The 15,594-nt window shown below is 60.0% G+C and carries 24 protein-coding genes; 23 read left to right on the plus strand and 1 reads right to left on the minus strand.

Features of this window, described 5'->3' with window-relative positions:
* The first annotated feature begins 8 nt into the window (after positions 1–8).
* The 16 genes from rplP to ROSMUCSMR3_RS15020 all read left to right on the plus strand — a co-directional run bounded on the left by rplP (position 9) and on the right by ROSMUCSMR3_RS15020 (position 7,377).
* Positions 9–422 carry a 50S ribosomal protein L16 gene (gene rplP / locus ROSMUCSMR3_RS14945; protein WP_008281876.1) on the plus strand — a complete coding sequence of 138 codons (414 nt, stop codon included), beginning with the start codon at positions 9–11 and terminating at the stop codon, positions 420–422.
* A 100-nt stretch (positions 423–522) separates the two neighbouring features.
* Entirely contained in the window at positions 523–1,143 is a 621-nt protein-coding gene (locus ROSMUCSMR3_RS14950) for a 2OG-Fe(II) oxygenase family protein (RefSeq protein ID WP_081507826.1), read from the plus strand.
* A 209-nt stretch (positions 1,144–1,352) separates the two neighbouring features.
* Positions 1,353–1,559, plus strand: coding sequence for a cold-shock protein (locus ROSMUCSMR3_RS14955; protein ID WP_008281878.1), 207 nt, complete (start codon positions 1,353–1,355; stop codon positions 1,557–1,559).
* Positions 1,560–1,725: 166 nt separating this feature from the next.
* Positions 1,726–2,304: a hypothetical protein gene (locus ROSMUCSMR3_RS14960; RefSeq protein WP_081507827.1), complete on the plus strand. Its 579-nt coding sequence runs from the start codon at positions 1,726–1,728 to the stop codon at positions 2,302–2,304.
* A 229-nt stretch (positions 2,305–2,533) separates the two neighbouring features.
* Positions 2,534–2,734: a 50S ribosomal protein L29 gene (gene rpmC / locus ROSMUCSMR3_RS14965; protein ID WP_008281879.1), complete on the plus strand. Its 201-nt coding sequence runs from the start codon at positions 2,534–2,536 to the stop codon at positions 2,732–2,734.
* Positions 2,735–2,746: 12 nt separating this feature from the next.
* Entirely contained in the window at positions 2,747–2,977 is a 231-nt protein-coding gene (rpsQ, locus tag ROSMUCSMR3_RS14970) for a 30S ribosomal protein S17 (protein ID WP_008281880.1), read from the plus strand.
* Between the two features lie 79 nt (positions 2,978–3,056).
* Positions 3,057–3,425 (plus strand): 50S ribosomal protein L14, encoded by a 369-nt coding sequence (rplN, locus tag ROSMUCSMR3_RS14975; RefSeq protein WP_008281882.1) that lies wholly within the window; start codon positions 3,057–3,059, stop codon positions 3,423–3,425.
* A 1-nt stretch (position 3,426) separates the two neighbouring features.
* Positions 3,427–3,738 (plus strand): 50S ribosomal protein L24, encoded by a 312-nt coding sequence (gene rplX, locus ROSMUCSMR3_RS14980; protein WP_008281883.1) that lies wholly within the window; start codon positions 3,427–3,429, stop codon positions 3,736–3,738.
* Positions 3,731–4,294, plus strand: coding sequence for a 50S ribosomal protein L5 (gene rplE, locus ROSMUCSMR3_RS14985; protein WP_081507828.1), 564 nt, complete (start codon positions 3,731–3,733; stop codon positions 4,292–4,294). The genes rplX and rplE overlap by 8 nt, the downstream gene beginning before the upstream one ends.
* Before the next feature lie 19 nt (positions 4,295–4,313).
* Positions 4,314–4,619, plus strand: coding sequence for a 30S ribosomal protein S14 (gene rpsN, locus ROSMUCSMR3_RS14990; RefSeq protein ID WP_008281885.1), 306 nt, complete (start codon positions 4,314–4,316; stop codon positions 4,617–4,619).
* 13 nt (positions 4,620–4,632) lie between these two features.
* Positions 4,633–5,025 carry a 30S ribosomal protein S8 gene (rpsH, locus tag ROSMUCSMR3_RS14995; RefSeq protein WP_008281886.1) on the plus strand — a complete coding sequence of 131 codons (393 nt, stop codon included), beginning with the start codon at positions 4,633–4,635 and terminating at the stop codon, positions 5,023–5,025.
* An 11-nt stretch (positions 5,026–5,036) separates the two neighbouring features.
* Complete coding sequence (gene rplF / locus ROSMUCSMR3_RS15000) at positions 5,037–5,570, plus strand: 50S ribosomal protein L6 (protein WP_008281887.1); 534 nt, start codon at positions 5,037–5,039, stop codon at positions 5,568–5,570.
* Positions 5,571–5,581: 11 nt separating this feature from the next.
* Positions 5,582–5,941 (plus strand): 50S ribosomal protein L18, encoded by a 360-nt coding sequence (rplR, locus tag ROSMUCSMR3_RS15005; RefSeq protein ID WP_008281888.1) that lies wholly within the window; start codon positions 5,582–5,584, stop codon positions 5,939–5,941.
* A gap of 12 nt (positions 5,942–5,953) precedes the next feature.
* Positions 5,954–6,520, plus strand: coding sequence for a 30S ribosomal protein S5 (rpsE, locus tag ROSMUCSMR3_RS15010; protein WP_008281889.1), 567 nt, complete (start codon positions 5,954–5,956; stop codon positions 6,518–6,520).
* A 12-nt stretch (positions 6,521–6,532) separates the two neighbouring features.
* Positions 6,533–6,721 carry a 50S ribosomal protein L30 gene (rpmD, locus tag ROSMUCSMR3_RS15015; RefSeq protein ID WP_008281890.1) on the plus strand — a complete coding sequence of 63 codons (189 nt, stop codon included), beginning with the start codon at positions 6,533–6,535 and terminating at the stop codon, positions 6,719–6,721.
* 218 nt (positions 6,722–6,939) lie between these two features.
* Positions 6,940–7,377 carry a GFA family protein gene (locus ROSMUCSMR3_RS15020; RefSeq protein ID WP_081507829.1) on the plus strand — a complete coding sequence of 146 codons (438 nt, stop codon included), beginning with the start codon at positions 6,940–6,942 and terminating at the stop codon, positions 7,375–7,377.
* 27 nt (positions 7,378–7,404) lie between these two features.
* On the opposite strand, the gene ROSMUCSMR3_RS15025 is transcribed toward ROSMUCSMR3_RS15020, so the two are convergent.
* Positions 7,405–8,379: a glutathione S-transferase family protein gene (locus tag ROSMUCSMR3_RS15025; RefSeq protein WP_081507830.1), complete on the minus strand. Its 975-nt coding sequence runs from the start codon at positions 8,377–8,379 to the stop codon at positions 7,405–7,407.
* A 298-nt stretch (positions 8,380–8,677) separates the two neighbouring features.
* Here ROSMUCSMR3_RS15025 and ROSMUCSMR3_RS15030 point away from each other — a divergent pair, with 298 nt between their 5' ends.
* The 7 genes from ROSMUCSMR3_RS15030 (at position 8,678) to cobM (ending at position 15,418) form a co-directional block, all read left to right on the plus strand.
* A complete protein-coding gene (locus tag ROSMUCSMR3_RS15030) occupies positions 8,678–8,902 on the plus strand; it encodes a DUF6732 family protein (RefSeq protein ID WP_081507831.1) in 225 nt (74 codons plus the stop codon).
* Complete coding sequence (locus ROSMUCSMR3_RS15035; protein ID WP_081507832.1) at positions 8,899–10,167, plus strand: sirohydrochlorin chelatase; 1,269 nt, start codon at positions 8,899–8,901, stop codon at positions 10,165–10,167. The genes ROSMUCSMR3_RS15030 and ROSMUCSMR3_RS15035 overlap by 4 nt, the downstream gene beginning before the upstream one ends.
* 65 nt (positions 10,168–10,232) lie before the next feature.
* Positions 10,233–10,877, plus strand: a complete 645-nt coding sequence (locus ROSMUCSMR3_RS15040; protein ID WP_081507833.1) for a precorrin-8X methylmutase — start codon at positions 10,233–10,235, stop codon at positions 10,875–10,877.
* Positions 10,874–12,085 carry a precorrin-6y C5,15-methyltransferase (decarboxylating) subunit CbiE gene (cbiE, locus tag ROSMUCSMR3_RS15045; RefSeq protein WP_081507834.1) on the plus strand — a complete coding sequence of 404 codons (1,212 nt, stop codon included), beginning with the start codon at positions 10,874–10,876 and terminating at the stop codon, positions 12,083–12,085. Before ROSMUCSMR3_RS15040 ends, cbiE begins: the two co-directional genes overlap by 4 nt.
* 53 nt (positions 12,086–12,138) lie before the next feature.
* Positions 12,139–12,840, plus strand: a complete 702-nt coding sequence (cobI, locus tag ROSMUCSMR3_RS15050) for a precorrin-2 C(20)-methyltransferase (RefSeq protein WP_081507835.1) — start codon at positions 12,139–12,141, stop codon at positions 12,838–12,840.
* Positions 12,831–14,648 carry a precorrin-3B C(17)-methyltransferase gene (gene cobJ / locus ROSMUCSMR3_RS15055; protein WP_081507836.1) on the plus strand — a complete coding sequence of 606 codons (1,818 nt, stop codon included), beginning with the start codon at positions 12,831–12,833 and terminating at the stop codon, positions 14,646–14,648. The genes cobI and cobJ overlap by 10 nt, the downstream gene beginning before the upstream one ends.
* Positions 14,645–15,418, plus strand: a complete 774-nt coding sequence (gene cobM / locus ROSMUCSMR3_RS15060) for a precorrin-4 C(11)-methyltransferase (RefSeq protein WP_081507837.1) — start codon at positions 14,645–14,647, stop codon at positions 15,416–15,418. Before cobJ ends, cobM begins: the two co-directional genes overlap by 4 nt.
* Positions 15,419–15,594: the final 176 nt, after the last annotated feature.

The following is a 15,594-nucleotide window of genomic DNA, read 5'->3' on the forward strand; positions in this document are numbered from 1 at the left end:
AATGAAAGATGCTTCAACCAAAGCGCACTAAATTCCGCAAGCAGTTCAAGGGCCGGATCAAAGGCGAAGCCAAAGGCGGCTCTGATCTGAACTTTGGCACTTTCGGTCTCAAGGCCACCCAGCCCGAGCGTATCACCGCCCGTCAGATCGAGGCAGCTCGTCGTGCCATGACGCGCCACATGAAACGTCAGGGCCGTGTCTGGATCCGGATTTTCCCGGATGTACCGGTCTCGTCCAAGCCCACCGAGGTTCGGATGGGTAAAGGTAAGGGTTCGGTCGATTACTGGGCCTGCAAGGTCAAGCCGGGCCGGGTCATGTTCGAGATCGACGGTGTGAGCGAAGAGATCGCATTTGAAGCGCTGCGTCTGGCGGCGATGAAATTGCCGATCAAAACCCGCGTCGTGGTCCGCGAAGACTGGTAAGATCAGCGGGTTCACACCCGCCCTACGGATTGCCCCCGTGCGAGAGATCGCGCGGGGGTTTTTCTTTGCCACTTGCTTGGCACCACGCTAAGAGCGAGCCATGCCCAATATCGATTCCCTCTTCGTGACCCGCCTCTATCGTGCCGCCCTGAGCGAGCACGGACCTGCCATTGATGCCAAGGAATTGGAGGCGTCCTGCTATTCCATCGCCGAGGATGACGAGGCGGGGCAGGAGTGGTGCGACGAGAATGGCTATCCCGGCTATACCTCTTATGCCTCGCTCAGCGACCTGCCGTGGCGGTTCCCGATCTTTGCCGATCTGGTCAAGGTGCTGGATGCCCATGTGGCGGCCTTCGCCCAGGATCTGGAGTTCGATCTCGACGGCAAGGAATTGAAGCTAGAGGACATATGGATCAACATCCTGCCCGAAGGCGGGATGCACGCAAGCCATATCCATCCGCATTCAGTGATTTCCGGCACAACCTATGTGGCGATGCCTGACGGCGCCAGCGCGCTCAAGCTGGAAGACCCAAGGTCTGCCCGGATGATGGCGGCCCCTGTCCGCCGCAAGGACGCGAGACAGGAATTGCGCACCTTTATCTACGCCAAGCCGGTGGTAGGGGATGTGCTGTTGTGGGAATCATGGCTGCGTCATGAGGTTCCGATGAACATGTCGGAAGACGACCGGATCAGCGTCAGCTTCAATTATTCTTGGAATTGAGGGTGCAAAAACACCCGTTTTCCGCCGAATCTAAGGTCTTTTGGGATTTCCCCTTGTAAAACGCGGCAAACTCCCCCATGTGCAGGGTGCTAACGTTATTCTATTTCGATCATCTGCTCCTCTAAACCGGCTGTCAGTATCTCGATCCAGACCGACCACGCCGCGACTGCCGCATTCCCGCGGGCAGCACTACCAGAGGAGACATCACGATGGCCAACGGCACCGTGAAATGGTTCAATTCCACCAAAGGCTTCGGCTTTATCGCGCCCGACAATGGCGGCAAGGACGTTTTCGTCCACATCAGCGCTGTTGAGCGCGCAGGCCTGACCGGCCTCGCCGACAATCAGAAAGTGACCTTCGACATCGAATCCGGCCGTGACGGCCGTGAGAGCGCGTCGAACCTCCAGCTCGCATAAGCGATCTGATCTGATGGGAACGGCCTCGGGGAAACCCGGGGCCGTTTCTATTTGGTGTGGGATAATTCAAGAGGCTGTATCGCCAAATAGCACGTGAGACTTGACGCGACTCATCAAGGGTTGTGAGGTGCTGAAGTTGTAAAAGTTAGTGTTCAAAGGAAGAACGGTGAAGCGTTCCACCACTTACGAGCTTGATCCGGGGCCGAAGCGCATTCTTTGGATCATCATATGGGCATGTGTGATCAATTTCGTGATCCATCTTTTCCCAATCTCATTGCTGAGCCTGTTTGATATTTATCCGTCTGATTTTGCGCAGGAGATCGCATTAGACCATACCGGGCAGCTTCAAGAAAAACTGAATAGGGCAAATGCTACCGTTGAAATGCTGATTGGCCTTGTCCTCCAGATGACGCTTGCAGCGTTGATGGTGGCTTGGGTTATGATCCGTGAGGTGTTTCGCGGTCTTGCTCGCGGACGGCAGGCCGTTGTTTTGAAACTGGATTGCTATGTGCTGCTCCTAGGTTTGAATGGTTTTTCATGGGGCCTCCTTATGGTTCTGATCCTAAAAGGTTTCGCCGCCTTTGAGGGATCGCGGTTGGGGAGTGCGCCACAGTTTACATTGTTTGCTGTCGCGGGCTTGGTCCTTTTATCTCTGATATTGGCCTTCGCATTTCTTGTAGATCCGGCGAAGGCGCAAGCCAATTTGTCAAATATGAGGGCGACGAGACGGGCGAATGGATGGTAAATGAAGCGAGAGTGTGGGCATAATAACGGTGACAAAGGGAAGGTCTGGTTCTTTATAACCAAGGATGTCCAAACTCCCCTTGCCCTCTGCTACCGCCTCCCGTATAGAGCTCCAATCCGCTTGCCCGGCCAGTCCGGGGATTCGGGTATTTGCAATTCATCCACCGGGTTTCGAGTTACCCTGAGCAAACCGTCAGGGGCTGGCCGGTGTTTTGAGAAAGGAAAAGGCGATGAACGCCAAGGAACTGCGTGACAAGACCCCGGATCAGCTCCGGGAAGAACTCACCAACCTGAAGAAGCAGCAGTTCAATCTGCGTTTTCGGGCGGCTACCGGCCAGTTGGAAAATCCCGCTCAGATGCGTATTGCCCGCCGCGACGCCGCGCGCGTGCTGACCATTCTGAACGAAAAAGCCAACGCGGCAGCAGAGTAAGGAGCCCGAGATATGCCCAAACGTATTCTTCAAGGGGTTGTGACCTCTGACGCAAACGCCCAGACCGTAACCGTATCGGTCGAGCGTCGTTTCAAGCACCCCGTGCTTCAGAAAACAATTCGTAAGTCCAAGAAATACCGGGCTCACGATGAGAACAACACGTTCAAAGTGGGCGATGCCGTTCGGATTATCGAATGCGCGCCCAAGTCCAAGACGAAACGCTGGGAGGTGCTGGAGGCATAAGCCTTTAGCGCCTTTTGGCATTAATCGAAACCCTGGGGACAAGGCAGTGCATCGCCCCCCATAGGTCGGGAGAAACCAAATGATCCAGATGCAGACCAACCTGGATGTTGCTGACAACTCCGGCGCTCGCCGAGTTCAGTGCATCAAGGTTCTGGGTGGTTCCAAGCGTCGATACGCATCCGTGGGCGACATCATTGTCGTCTCGGTCAAGGAAGCCATCCCGCGCGGTCGCGTGAAGAAGGGCGACGTCCGTAAGGCCGTCGTCGTGCGCACCGCCAAGGAAGTCCGTCGTGAAGATGGCACCGCCATTCGCTTTGACCGCAACGCCGCCGTGATCCTGAACAACGCAGGTGAGCCGGTTGGTACCCGTATTTTCGGGCCGGTCGTTCGCGAGCTGCGCGCCAAGAACTTCATGAAAATCATCTCGCTCGCCCCGGAGGTGCTGTAAGATGGCTGCTAAACTGAAAAAAGGTGACACCGTGGTCGTTCTGTCCGGCAAGGACAAGGGCCAAAAAGGCACGATCACCAATGTTGACCCGAAATCCGGCAAGGCCGTGGTTGAAGGCGTGAACATGGCGATCCGCCACACCCGTCAGAGCCAGACCAGCCAAGGTGGCCGCATCCCCAAGGCGATGCCCATCGACCTGAGCAATCTGGCGATTGTTGACAAGAACGGCAAACCGACCCGCGTTGGCTTCAAGATCGAAGGCGACAAGAAAGTCCGTTACGCCAAGACCACGGGGGACGTGATCGATGCTTGATACCGCAACCTATACCCCGCGCCTAAAAGCCCACTTCCGTGAGGCCATCAAGCCTGCTCTGAAAGAAGAGTTTGGCTACAAGAACGACATGCAGATCCCGCGTCTGGAAAAGATCGTGCTTAACATCGGCTGCGGTGCCGAGGCTGTGCGCGACTCGAAAAAGGCGAAGTCGGCTCAGGAAGACCTGACCACGATCGCTGGTCAGCGCGCTGTCGTCACCAAGGCCCGCAACTCCATCGCCGGTTTCCGCGTTCGCGAAGACATGCCGCTTGGGGCCAAGGTCACGCTGCGTGGCGACCGTATGTATGATTTCCTTGACCGTCTGATCACCATTGCGATGCCGCGTATCCGCGACTTCCGCGGGGTTTCGGGCAAGTCGTTCGATGGTCGTGGCAACTATGCCATGGGCATCAAGGAACATATCATCTTCCCCGAGATCAACTTCGACAAGGTCGACGAAGTTTGGGGGATGGACATTGTCATCGCAACCACGGCGAAGACCGACGCTGAAGCCAAGGCGCTGTTGAAGCATTTCAACATGCCCTTCAACAGCTGAGCCGGGGGAGGATAGATCTATGGCTAAGAAATCAATGATCGAGCGCGAGAAGAAGCGCCAGGTGCTGGTTGACCGTTTCGCCAAGAAGCGCGCCGCTCTGAAAGTGATCATCAATGACCAGAGCAAGCCGATGGAAGAGCGTTTCCGCGCCTCTCTCAAGCTTGCGGAACTGCCGCGCAACAGCTCGGCCACACGGCTGCACAACCGGTGCCAGCTTACGGGCCGTCCGCATGCGTATTACCGCAAACTTAAAGTGTCCCGGATCATGCTGCGCGAGCTCGGCTCGAGCGGGCAGCTGCCCGGCGTCGTGAAATCGAGCTGGTGAGGAGGTCAGAGATATGAACGATCCTATCGGCGATATGCTCACCCGTATCCGCAACTCGCAGATGCGTGGCAAGTCCACGGTGTTGACCCCCGCCTCGAAAATGCGCGTGCGCGTTCTCGATGTGTTGGCCTCCGAGGGCTACATTCGTGGCTATGAGATGACACAGGATGCCAATGGCCATCCTGCCATCGAAATCAGCCTGAAATACTATGAAGGCACGCCTGTCATTCGCGAAATGAAGCGGGTTTCCAAGCCCGGTCGTCGCGTCTATCTGGGCGTCGATGACATTCCGCAGGTCCGTCAGGGTCTGGGTGTGTCGATTGTCTCCACCTCCAAGGGTGTGATGTCGGATGCAGCCGCGCGCGCAGCCAATGTTGGCGGCGAAGTGCTCTGCACTGTCTTCTAAGGAGACCAGACATGTCACGTATCGGCAAGAAACCCGTTCCCCTGCCCTCCGACGTCACTGTGACGCTGTCGGGACAGAAGATCGAAGTCAAAGGCCCCAAGGCAACCAAGACCTTTACCGCGACGGATGATGTCACCATCACCATCGAGGAAAATGCGATCTCGGTAATGCCGCGCGGCAAATCCAAGCGTGCGCGCCAGCAGTGGGGGATGACCCGTACGGTCATCGCCAACATGGTGCACGGCGCTCGGGATGTCTTCAAGAAAGAGCTGGAAATCCGTGGTGTGGGCTATCGTGCCCAGATGGCGGGCAACGTGCTCAAGCTGAACCTCGGCCTCAGCCATGATGTCGATTTCCCCATTCCGGACGGTGTAACCGTGACCGCACCCAAGCAGACTGAGCTTGTGGTTGAAGGCACGGACAAGCAGCTCGTTGGTCAGGTCGCGGCAAATATCCGCGACTGGCGGCGTCCCGAACCCTACAAGGGTAAGGGCATCCGCTACAAAGGCGAGTACATCTTCCAGAAGGAAGGCAAGAAGAAGTAAGGACGCGACAGATGGCAAACAGCAAAAGAAAACTGTTCCTCAAACGCCGCCTGCGCGTTCGGAACAAACTCCGCAAGGTCAATGCAGGGCGCGTGCGCCTGAGCGTTTTCCGCTCCAACAAGAACATCAGCGTGCAGCTGATCGACGACGTCAACGGTGTGACGCTCGCGGCGGCCTCGACCCTCGAAAAGGATCTGGGCCTGGTGGGCAAGTGCAATGTCGAGGCGGCCACCAAGATTGGCACCGCGATTGCCGAGCGGGCCCAAAAGGCCGGCATCACCGAGGCCTATTTCGATCGGGGCGGCTTTCTGTTTCACGGGCGTGTCAAGGCAGTTGCCGACGCCGCGCGTGAAGCTGGCCTGAAGATTTAAGGAGACGAGAGAATGGCAAGAGAAGACAACCGCCGCGACCGTCGCGAACGCGAGGAAGCCCCGGAGTTCGCCGATCGTCTCGTCGCGATCAACCGTGTGTCCAAGACAGTCAAGGGCGGTAAGCGCTTTGGCTTCGCGGCGCTGGTGGTCGTGGGCGATCAAAAGGGCCGCGTCGGCTTTGGCAAAGGTAAAGCCAAGGAAGTTCCCGAGGCGATCCGCAAGGCCACCGAAGCTGCCAAGCGCGCAATGATCCGCGTGCCGCTGCGCGAGGGCCGCACCCTGCACCACGACATGGAAGGTCGCCATGGCGCCGGCAAAGTCGTGATGCGCACAGCTCCGCATGGTACCGGCATCATCGCCGGTGGTCCGATGCGCGCCGTGTTCGAGATGTTGGGCGTTCAGGACGTGGTCGCGAAATCGACCGGGTCGCAAAACCCCTATAACATGATCCGCGCCACGCTCGATGGTCTCCGCAAAGAGACCAGCCCGCGTATGGTGGCGCAGCGCCGTGGCAAGAAGGTGGCTGACATCCTGAAAAAGGGTGACGAAGCGCCAGTTGCTGAAGCGGCAGAAGCGTAAGGAACCGGACAAATGGCAAAAACCATCGTCGTCAAGCAGATCGGCAGCCCGATCCGCCGCCCTCAAGATCAGCGTCAGACCCTCATCGGTCTGGGCCTCAACAAGATGCACAAGACCCGCGAGCTCGAGGATACCCCCTCGGTGCGTGGCATGGTCAACAAGCTGCCGCATCTAGTTAAGATCATCGAAGAGCGCGGCTAAATCCGCTCCGGCTGGAGTATCCCAGCCCATCGCACAAAAGCGCCCCGGTCCAAAAGGATCGGGGCGTTTTGCATTTTGCGCCGCTGTCATCCTTTAGTCGCGTCCGACCAGAATCAGCGCCGGGCTCGGACGTGGGGCGTGATAGGTTCAGAGCCGGGGTTGAGCCGAGGGCTTTCGCCTTGGATCACCCATCCGCATCGCTTTGAGGAGGAAGGCCGATGTCTGACCAATGTTCTGGTGGTTGCGACCACATTCACACCCATACCAAACACGCGCCGATCGACAATCACACCTGCCACTGTTCCGTCTGCAAGAACGTGACAGGTCAAGACACCACGCATGTGGTGTTTTACAACCATGGTGATGTTGTTGCGGACAATGAGGCGGGGATGAACCGCCAGCCGTTCAATGCTAACAATCCCGATGGTCCGCTCGAGCTTTGTACTTGCGGGACGTGTGGCGCGCCCATCATGCTGGATGACAAGCAGCATCGCATCCGGGTGATCGTGCCCAACCTGATGGGCTATGGTGACCAGATCGGTGCCGCAAGCTATCATGCGTTCTATGATCCGGCCACAGGCACGCCCAAACCTAGCGATGGCCGCCCGGTCTATGCCGCGCTGCGCCCTGATTTTGTCTGGCCGCAGTCATCCTGAGCCTTTTTGCCTTGGTCGGGGCGATGCTCAGCCCCGACCATGTGGCGCATCAAAATCCAGCACCGGATTGATCGGGATGATCCGTTTGGGATTAATGGTGTCATGGCTATAGTGATAGTGGCGTGCGATATGCTCGAAATTGACCGTCCCCGCCACGCCCGGCCTTTGGTAAAGGTCGCGCAGATAGCCCCATAGGTTCGGATAGTCGACGATACGCGCCCGGTTGCATTTGAAATGCAAATGATAGACCGGATCAAACCGGATGAGCGTGGTAAAGAGCCGCCAGTCGACCTCGGTCGCGTTGTCGCCCATCACGTAGCGGTGTTGGCCAAGACGGCCTTCGAGCCAGTCGAGACTGTCGAAAAGCGGGTGTACGGCGCTTTCATAGGCCTCTTGGCTGGTGGCAAAACCGGCCTTGTAAACGCCGTTATTCACGGTGTCGTAGATACGCGCGTTCACAGGCTCGATGGCGGCGCGCAGATCTTTTGGCCAGAAATCGAGTGTGTTGCCGGTGATGTCGTCAAAGGCAGAATTGAACATCCGGATGATTTCGGCGCTCTCGTTCGAGACGATAGTTTCACGCTCTGTGTCCCACAGGATGGGTACGGTGACACGACCGGAAATGTCGGGGTCGGCCTTGAGGTAGATGTCACGTGCGTAAGGCAGACCATAAAGACGGTCGCCGGTTGCACCGGGGAAATCGGTGCGAAATTCCCAACCCTCTGACAGCATATCGGGATGCACGATTGAGACGTCGATGTGATCTTCCAACCCTTTGAGCGCGCGAAAGATCAACGTGCGATGCGCCCAGGGGCAGGCCAGCGAGACATAGAGGTGATAACGCCCGCTCTCCGCCTTGAAGCCGCCGTCGCCCGAGGGGCCAGCCGTGCCGTCGGCGGTGATCCAGTTGCGGAATTTCGCGGTCGAGCGCACGAATTTTCCGCCCGTTGATTCGGTGTCATACCAAGTGTCTTGCCATTTACCGTTGACCAGTTGACCCATGTGATTACTCCTCTTTGGCATCAATCTAGGGGCATGGGCTGGCCCCAGTAATCCGCAGCACCGCGCAGCGCCCGTGCAGGGCTGCACATGTCGCGAACGGGGCCGGGGGCTTCGTTTCTTCGTTTGCAGCCTTGGGGCGCTGCGCCTATACACGGCCTATGACGAAGCCCGCAACCGGGCCGGAAAGGTGTGCACGGATCGGCTGACCCATGTCGGGGGCAGATCGCGCGTCGTCGGGGCCGTTTGGCCCGATCGCCCCTTTTCCCCCTGTTGCGCGACCGAGGATAAGGGGACTGCCATGCGACTTGCCACCATTCTGACCGCGCTCTTGAGCGGAACTGCCGCCTATGCCCATCCGGGCCATCTGGCAGAGGTTGCGGGGCATGGCCACTGGTTGGGGGCAGCCGCACTTGGGGCCGCGATTGCCATTGGCCTCTGGTCCGGTCTGCGCGCGCGCAAAGAGCGGGCAGAGACGCAAGAGAACGAAGAAGAGGCCGCCGACGAGGCGCCGCAGGAGGCATGAGCATGGTCAAGACGGGTGTGATGATCTGCGGACACGGGTCGCGCAGTCAATCGGCGGTGGATGAATTCAGCGTATTGGCGGATAAACTGCCGGGCTATCTGCCGGATGACTGGCTGATGGAATATGGCTATCTCGAATTTGCCAATCCGGTGATCCGTGACGGTCTTGACCGGTTGCGCGCGGCTGGCTGCGAGCGAATTCTAGCTGTGCCGGGGATGCTCTTTGCGGCGATGCATTCCAAAAACGATATTCCCACCGTGCTTAATACCTATGCCGCAACGCATGGTATCGAGGTGCGCTATGGTCGCGAATTGGGGGTGGACCCCAAGATGATCGCCGCCGCAGGGGCACGGATACGCGAAGCGATTGACCGCGCCAATGTGAAATACGGCGAGGTCGGGGTGCATGACACGTGCCTTGTGGTGATTGGGCGCGGCGCGTCTGACCCCGATGCCAATGCCAATGTCGCCAAGATTGCGCGCCTTTTGCATGAGGGTATCGGCTTTGGCTGGTGCGAAGTGGGCTATTCCGGTGTCACCTTCCCACTGGTCGAGCCATGCCTGCAACATGTGGTCAAACTGGGCTACAAGCGTGTTGTGGTGTTCCCCTACTTCCTCTTTTCCGGCATCTTGATAGACCGCATTTATGGCTTTACCGACCGCGTCGCAGATGAACATCCGGGCATGCAATTTGTCAAAGCAGGGTATTTGGGCGACCATCCCAAGGTGCTGGAAACCTTTGCCGAGCGTGTGACAGAGCAATTGAGCGCCGTGCCGCCCCCCAATTGTGGCACCTGTCAGTATCGCACGCAGATCCTCGCCATCGAGGGCGGCGCGGTGCAGCGGATCACGCCCGAACAGCGCGCCGCCTTGGCCGAGGCACGGGGCACCGGGCATCCGGCCTTTGGCGATGTGCCGCCGCCCACATGCGTCATGTGTAAATATCGCACGCAAATTCTGGGCTTTGAGGCCGAGGTTGGCGCTGTGCAAGAAAGCCATCACCACCATGTCGAAGGGCAGGGGGCCTCTGCGCCTGGCTCGAACGTGGCGGATTGCACGCTGTGCGACACCTTCTGCACCGGTCTGTGTCGGTTGGAGGCGCAGGCGAAGCATCACCACCATGACCATGATCACGGGCATCACCACCACCATGATCACGGTCATCCCCATGACCACCATGACCATGGTCACGACCATCACCACGCGCCCTATCCCCATGCCCGCCATCCGCATGGGCCCGAAAGCGCGCGGCGGACCAAGGCCTGACTGCCTTTCTTCTTGGTGACAATACTCCCGCCGGAGGCTCCGACACCGGCCGCAATCGCAAAGGGTTGATTTTGCGCCCCTACGAAAAGAACCCCTCGGCCATCTATGAGATGAGCTTTGCCACGGTACGCCAAGAGGCGCGGCTGGATCGGTTTGGCCCAGGGATGGAGAGCCTTGCGATAAGGCTCATTCATGCCTGTGGAATGGTCGAGGTGGCGGATCGGCTGGCGTTTTCCAGCGGGGCCTATGCCGCGGGCCATGCCGCCTTGCAGGCCGGTGCGCCCGTGTTGTGTGATTGCGAGATGGTTGGCGCCGGGATCATCCGCCGCTATCTGCCCTGCAACAATGAGGTGATTGTCACGCTGAACGATCCGCGGGTGCCCGGAATCGCGGCGGAGATCGGCAATACACGTTCAGCAGCGGCAGTTGAGTTGTGGGCAGAGCGGCTAGAGGGGGCCGTGGTCGCGATTGGCAATGCGCCCACGGCGCTTTTCCACCTTTTGGAACTGCTCGATAACGGGGCACCGCGTCCGGCGCTGATCCTTGGCTTTCCTGTGGGATTTGTTGGGGCAGCCGAGAGCAAGGCCGAACTGGCAGACAATCCGCGCGGCTGCGAATTTGTCGCTTTGCGCGGGCGGCGCGGCGGATCGGCGATGGCAAGTGCAGCGGTCAATGCGCTGTCTGCCGGTTTGCCGGAGGTGGGCGCATGACGACCACTGCGGATCCTTGGCTGCATATTGTGGGCATTGGCGAGGATGGGATGGCCGGACTTTTGCCTGCAACCCGCGCCATTCTAGAGGCCGCAGAGGTGATCGTCGGCGGTGAGCGGCATCACCTTTTGTCCGAGGCTGTGACGGCAGAGCGGATCGCTTGGCCCTCGCCTTTTAACGCGCTGACAGGCCTATTGGCGGGATTGCGGGGGCGGCGCGTCGTGGTGCTGGCCACGGGCGACCCGCTCTGGTTCTCGGTGGGCGCGCGCATCGGGCGGTCTTTGCCACCCTCCGAGATCGTGTATCACCCGCAGCTTTCGGCCTTTCAACTGGCGGCCGCGCGCATGGGCTGGAGCATGGCGGACCTTGAGACATTGACGGTCCATGGGCGCCCCGTCGAGCAGATGATCGCGTTTATTCAACCTGATGCCCGGCTTTTGATCCTGACCACGGGGGCTGAAACGCCCGCGCAGATTGCGCAGTTTCTGACTGAGCGGGGGTTTGGACAATCTCGGATGACAGTGCTGGCCAATATGGGCGGGGCTGAAGAGGCGCGGTTTGACGGGCTGGCCGAAAGTTGGGCGCATGTGGTGCCGCCCTTTAACACGCTGGCCGTCGACTGTGTGGCAGCCCCCGATGCCGCGCTGATGCCACGGGTGCCGGGGCTGGCGGATGACCTCTTTCAGCATGATGGCACGATGACCAAGCGTGAGGTGCGGGCCGCCACGCTGGCCAAGCTGATGCCGATGCGCGGCGCGCTACTGTGGGACATCGGCACCGGCTGTGGTTCGGTTGCGGTGGAATGGATGCGCGGCGCGCGCTATGCCCGCGCGATCGGGATTGAGCCGCGCGCGGATCGGCGCGCGATGGCGGCGGCGAATGCCTTGGCACTCGGTGTGCCACGGTTGGAACTGATCGAAGGCCGCGTGCCCGAGGCATTGGACGGTCTCGAGGCACCTGATGCAGTTTTCATCGGTGGCGGGCTGACCGAGGCGGTGTTTGACGCCGCTTGGGCCGCGTTGCGCCCCTTGGGGCGGCTGGTGTGCAATGCCGTGACGCTCGAGAGCGAGGCGGTGCTGGTGGCGCTCTACAAGCGACACGGCGGCGAATTGGTCAAGTTGCAGATCAGCCGGGCCGAACCGGTGGGGGGCTTGACCGGCTGGCGCCCCCTTATGCCGGTCACGCAATGGAGCCTGGTGAAGCGATGAACGGCGGGCGTCGGATTTGAGTAGTTCTGGAACGATGAAAGGTAGGGTCTCGCATGGCCGGTAAGCTTTATGGCGTGGGCCTTGGGCCGGGGGACCCCGAGTTGATGACGCTACGGGCGCATCGGCTGATCGCTGGCGCGACAGTGGTGGCCTATCCGGCATTGGCGGGCGGCGAGAGTTTCGCGCGGGCGATTGCCGCGGGCGCAATTGCGCCGGGCGCACGCGAGATCGTGATGGATGTGCCGATGAGTGTCGAGCGCGCCCCGGCGCAGGCGGCATATGATCGGGGAGCCGCGGAAATAGCTGACGCGCTTGACGGGGGCGACAATGTGGTGTGCCTCTGTGAAGGCGACCCCTTCTTTTATGGCTCATTCATGTATCTCTTTGCTCGGCTGAGCGGGCGCTACGAGGTCGAAGTCGTTCCCGGTGTCACCTCGATCGCCGCTTGTGCGGCGCGGGCGGGGCGACCATTGGTGGCGCGCAACGAGCGCTTGACGGTGTTGCCCGGCCCCTTGCCCGAGGCCGAGTTGCGGGCGCGGATCGAAGGGGCCGAGAGTGTCGCCATCATGAAGGTGGGGCGGCATCTGGCCAAGATCCGGGGGGTGATCGAAGGTTTGGGCCTGACTGCCGAGGCTGTCTATGTCGAACGCGCGAGCCTTGCCGAGGAAATTGTCTGCCCCTTGGCGCAAGCACCTGAAAAGGCTCCGTATTTTTCAATGATTCTGCTCACGAAAGGGGCCGATCCATGGCTGTGAGACCTGTTGTTCTGGCGCTGAGCCGGTCGGGTGAAGCCGTCGCGCACCGTGTAGCCGCGTTGATTGACGGCGATGTGCATGGGCGCGACGGGCGAGTAGACCACGCCGCGGCGTGGTTTCCCAATGCGCTGGATCACGCGCGCGATCTATTTGCCGCCGGGGTGCCGGTGGTGGGGGTTTGTGCTAGTGGCATCTTGATCCGGGCGGTGGCGCCGCTCTTGAGCGACAAACGCGGCGAGCCGCCGGTGGTGTCGGTCAGTGACGACGGGGCGGTTGTGGTGCCGCTCTTGGGCGGGCACCGGGGGGCCAATCGGTTGGCAGCGATGATCGCCGAAGGGTTGGGGGCCGTGGCGGCGGTGACGACGGCGGGCGATGTGGCGATGGGCGTGGCGCTCGATGCGCCCCCTCTGGGTTACCGGCTGGCCAATCCCGGCGACGCCAAGGCGGCGATGGCGGCGATGTTGGCGGGGGAAGGTGTCCGGGTCACTGGAGAGAATATCTTTGATATCAAGGATATGGGCGGTGCTGTTGAGTTGGTAGTGAGCGAGGCACCGGTTGCGGGAAGCGATAGACGCTTGGTCTATCATCCGCAGCGATACGCACTTGGGCTGGGCTGTGCGCGGGGCTGTGAGACAGAGGAACTATGGGATCTGGTGTGCAGGACGTTGGAGGAGGCCGGGATTGCGCCGGGGGCTGTGGCCTGTGTGGCCTCGATTGATCTCAAGGCCGATGAGGCGGCGATGAATGCGGTGGCGCGGCGCTTGGGTGTGCCGTTTCGCCTGTTCTCGGCGGCAGAGTTGGAAGCCTATGCCGGGCAGTTGGCAAACCCATCCGAGGTGGTCTTTGCCGAGGTCGGATGCCATGGCGTGTCCGAGGGGGCGGCGCTGGCTTGTGGTGGGCAACTGGTTGTAGAAAAACGGAAAACTGCCAATGCAACCTGTGCGCTGAGCCGCTCTGAGGCGGTCATTACAGAGATGCCGGGGCGGGCGCGGGGACGGTTGAGCGTGCTGGGTATAGGCCCCGGTCAGGCAAGCTGGCGGACACCGGAGGTGTCGCGGCTTGTGGCTGAGGCGGATGAGTTGGTGGGCTATGGCCTTTATATCGACCTGCTAGGACCCTTGGCGGCGGGTAAGAGTCGCAGTGATTTTCCGCTGGGAGGCGAGGAGGCGCGGTGCCGATATGCGTTGGAACAGGCGGGGCAGGGAAAGAGTGTTGCGCTAATTTGTTCAGGAGATGCAGGTATTTACGCGATGGGGGCGCTGGTTTTCGAGCTGCTTGACCGAGGGCCGGAGGCGCAAGGCGTGAGTGACGCGGCGCGGCGGGTGGAGGTTGTGTGCTCGCCCGGTGTGTCGGCGCTTCAGGCGGCGGCGGCGCGGGCGGGGGCCCCACTTGGGCATGATTTCTGTACGATTTCGTTAAGTGACCTATTAACGCCGCGCGAAGATATCATTCGGCGGTTGAATTCTGCGGCAGAGGGCGATTTTGTGATCGCTTTCTATAATCCGGTATCCAAAACGCGGCGCACTTTATTGTCGGAGGCGCGGGATATTTTGCTCAAACACCGCCCGGCGGATACACCTGTGCTGTTGGCAAGCTCGCTGGGGCGACCGGAAGAATCCTTGCGTTACAGGCGTTTGGCCGATTTGCAGGTGGATGAGGTGGATATGTTAACGGTGGTGCTGGTGGGGTCGTCCAACAGCCGTTTGGCGCAGTTGGGCGAAGGGCCGCGCATGTTCACGCCGCGCGGCTATGCGCGCAAGATTGATGGTGATCTGGCTGAGGTCAGAACAGGGAAGGCATTGAAATGACTGTCTATTTCATCGGCGCAGGGCCGGGTGATCCGGAGCTTTTGACCAAGAAGGCAGAGCGCATCATCGGGCAATGCCCCGTGTGCCTTTACGCCGGGAGCCTTGTGCCAGCTGAGGTTGTGGCCGGTGCGCCCGAGGGCGCGCTGGTGATGGACACCGCGCCGATGACGCTGGAGGATACCCATGCGGTCATTTTAGACAGCCATACCAAGGGCTTGGACGTGGCGCGGGTGCATTCAGGCGATCCGTCACTCTATGGTGCGATTGCGGAACAAATTCGTAAACTTCGGGCGGATGGGATTGATTATCAGATCATTCCGGGGGTTCCGGCCTATGCGGCGGCGGCGGCGGCACTGGGGCAGGAATTGACCGTGCCGGAAATCGCGCAAAGCATTGTTTTGACGCGGGTTTCCATGAAGTCCACGTCGATGCCAGAGGGTGAGACGCTGGAGAATTTCGCGCGCACCGGGGCGACGCTGGCGATCCACCTTGGTATCCGTAACCTACGGGAAATACACAGAATTTTGGCACCTTACTATGGTGATGACTGCCCCGTTGTGGTGGCCTATCGCGTGGGGTGGCCGGATCAGATGTTTATCCGGGGTACGCTTGCGGATATCCACGCCAAGGTTCGCGCCGAGAAAATCACCCGTACTGCCTTGATTATGGTAGGAAAAGTTCTGGGCGAGATCACGGATTTCAAGGATAGCGCGCTCTATGATCCGGTCATGCCGCATGTGCTGCGGCCCAAGGTGGCGGCGAAGGCCTAGACCTTACGATTCGTAAGGTTTGTAAGGGGATTTTGTAAGGTCGGCGTTTTTCTTCGCGCGGAACAAGGCCGAAGGCCGCCGCGCGATCGCCGACCCGCCCCCCGGGGCGGCGATTGGCTGAGGTTTTGGCACCCACGGACTTAGGGCAGGCTTTGCCGAGATAAACTGCCCCTCAC

The organism is Roseovarius mucosus (assembly GCF_002080415.1).
Taxonomy (GTDB): Bacteria; Pseudomonadota; Alphaproteobacteria; order Rhodobacterales; family Rhodobacteraceae; genus Roseovarius; species Roseovarius mucosus_A.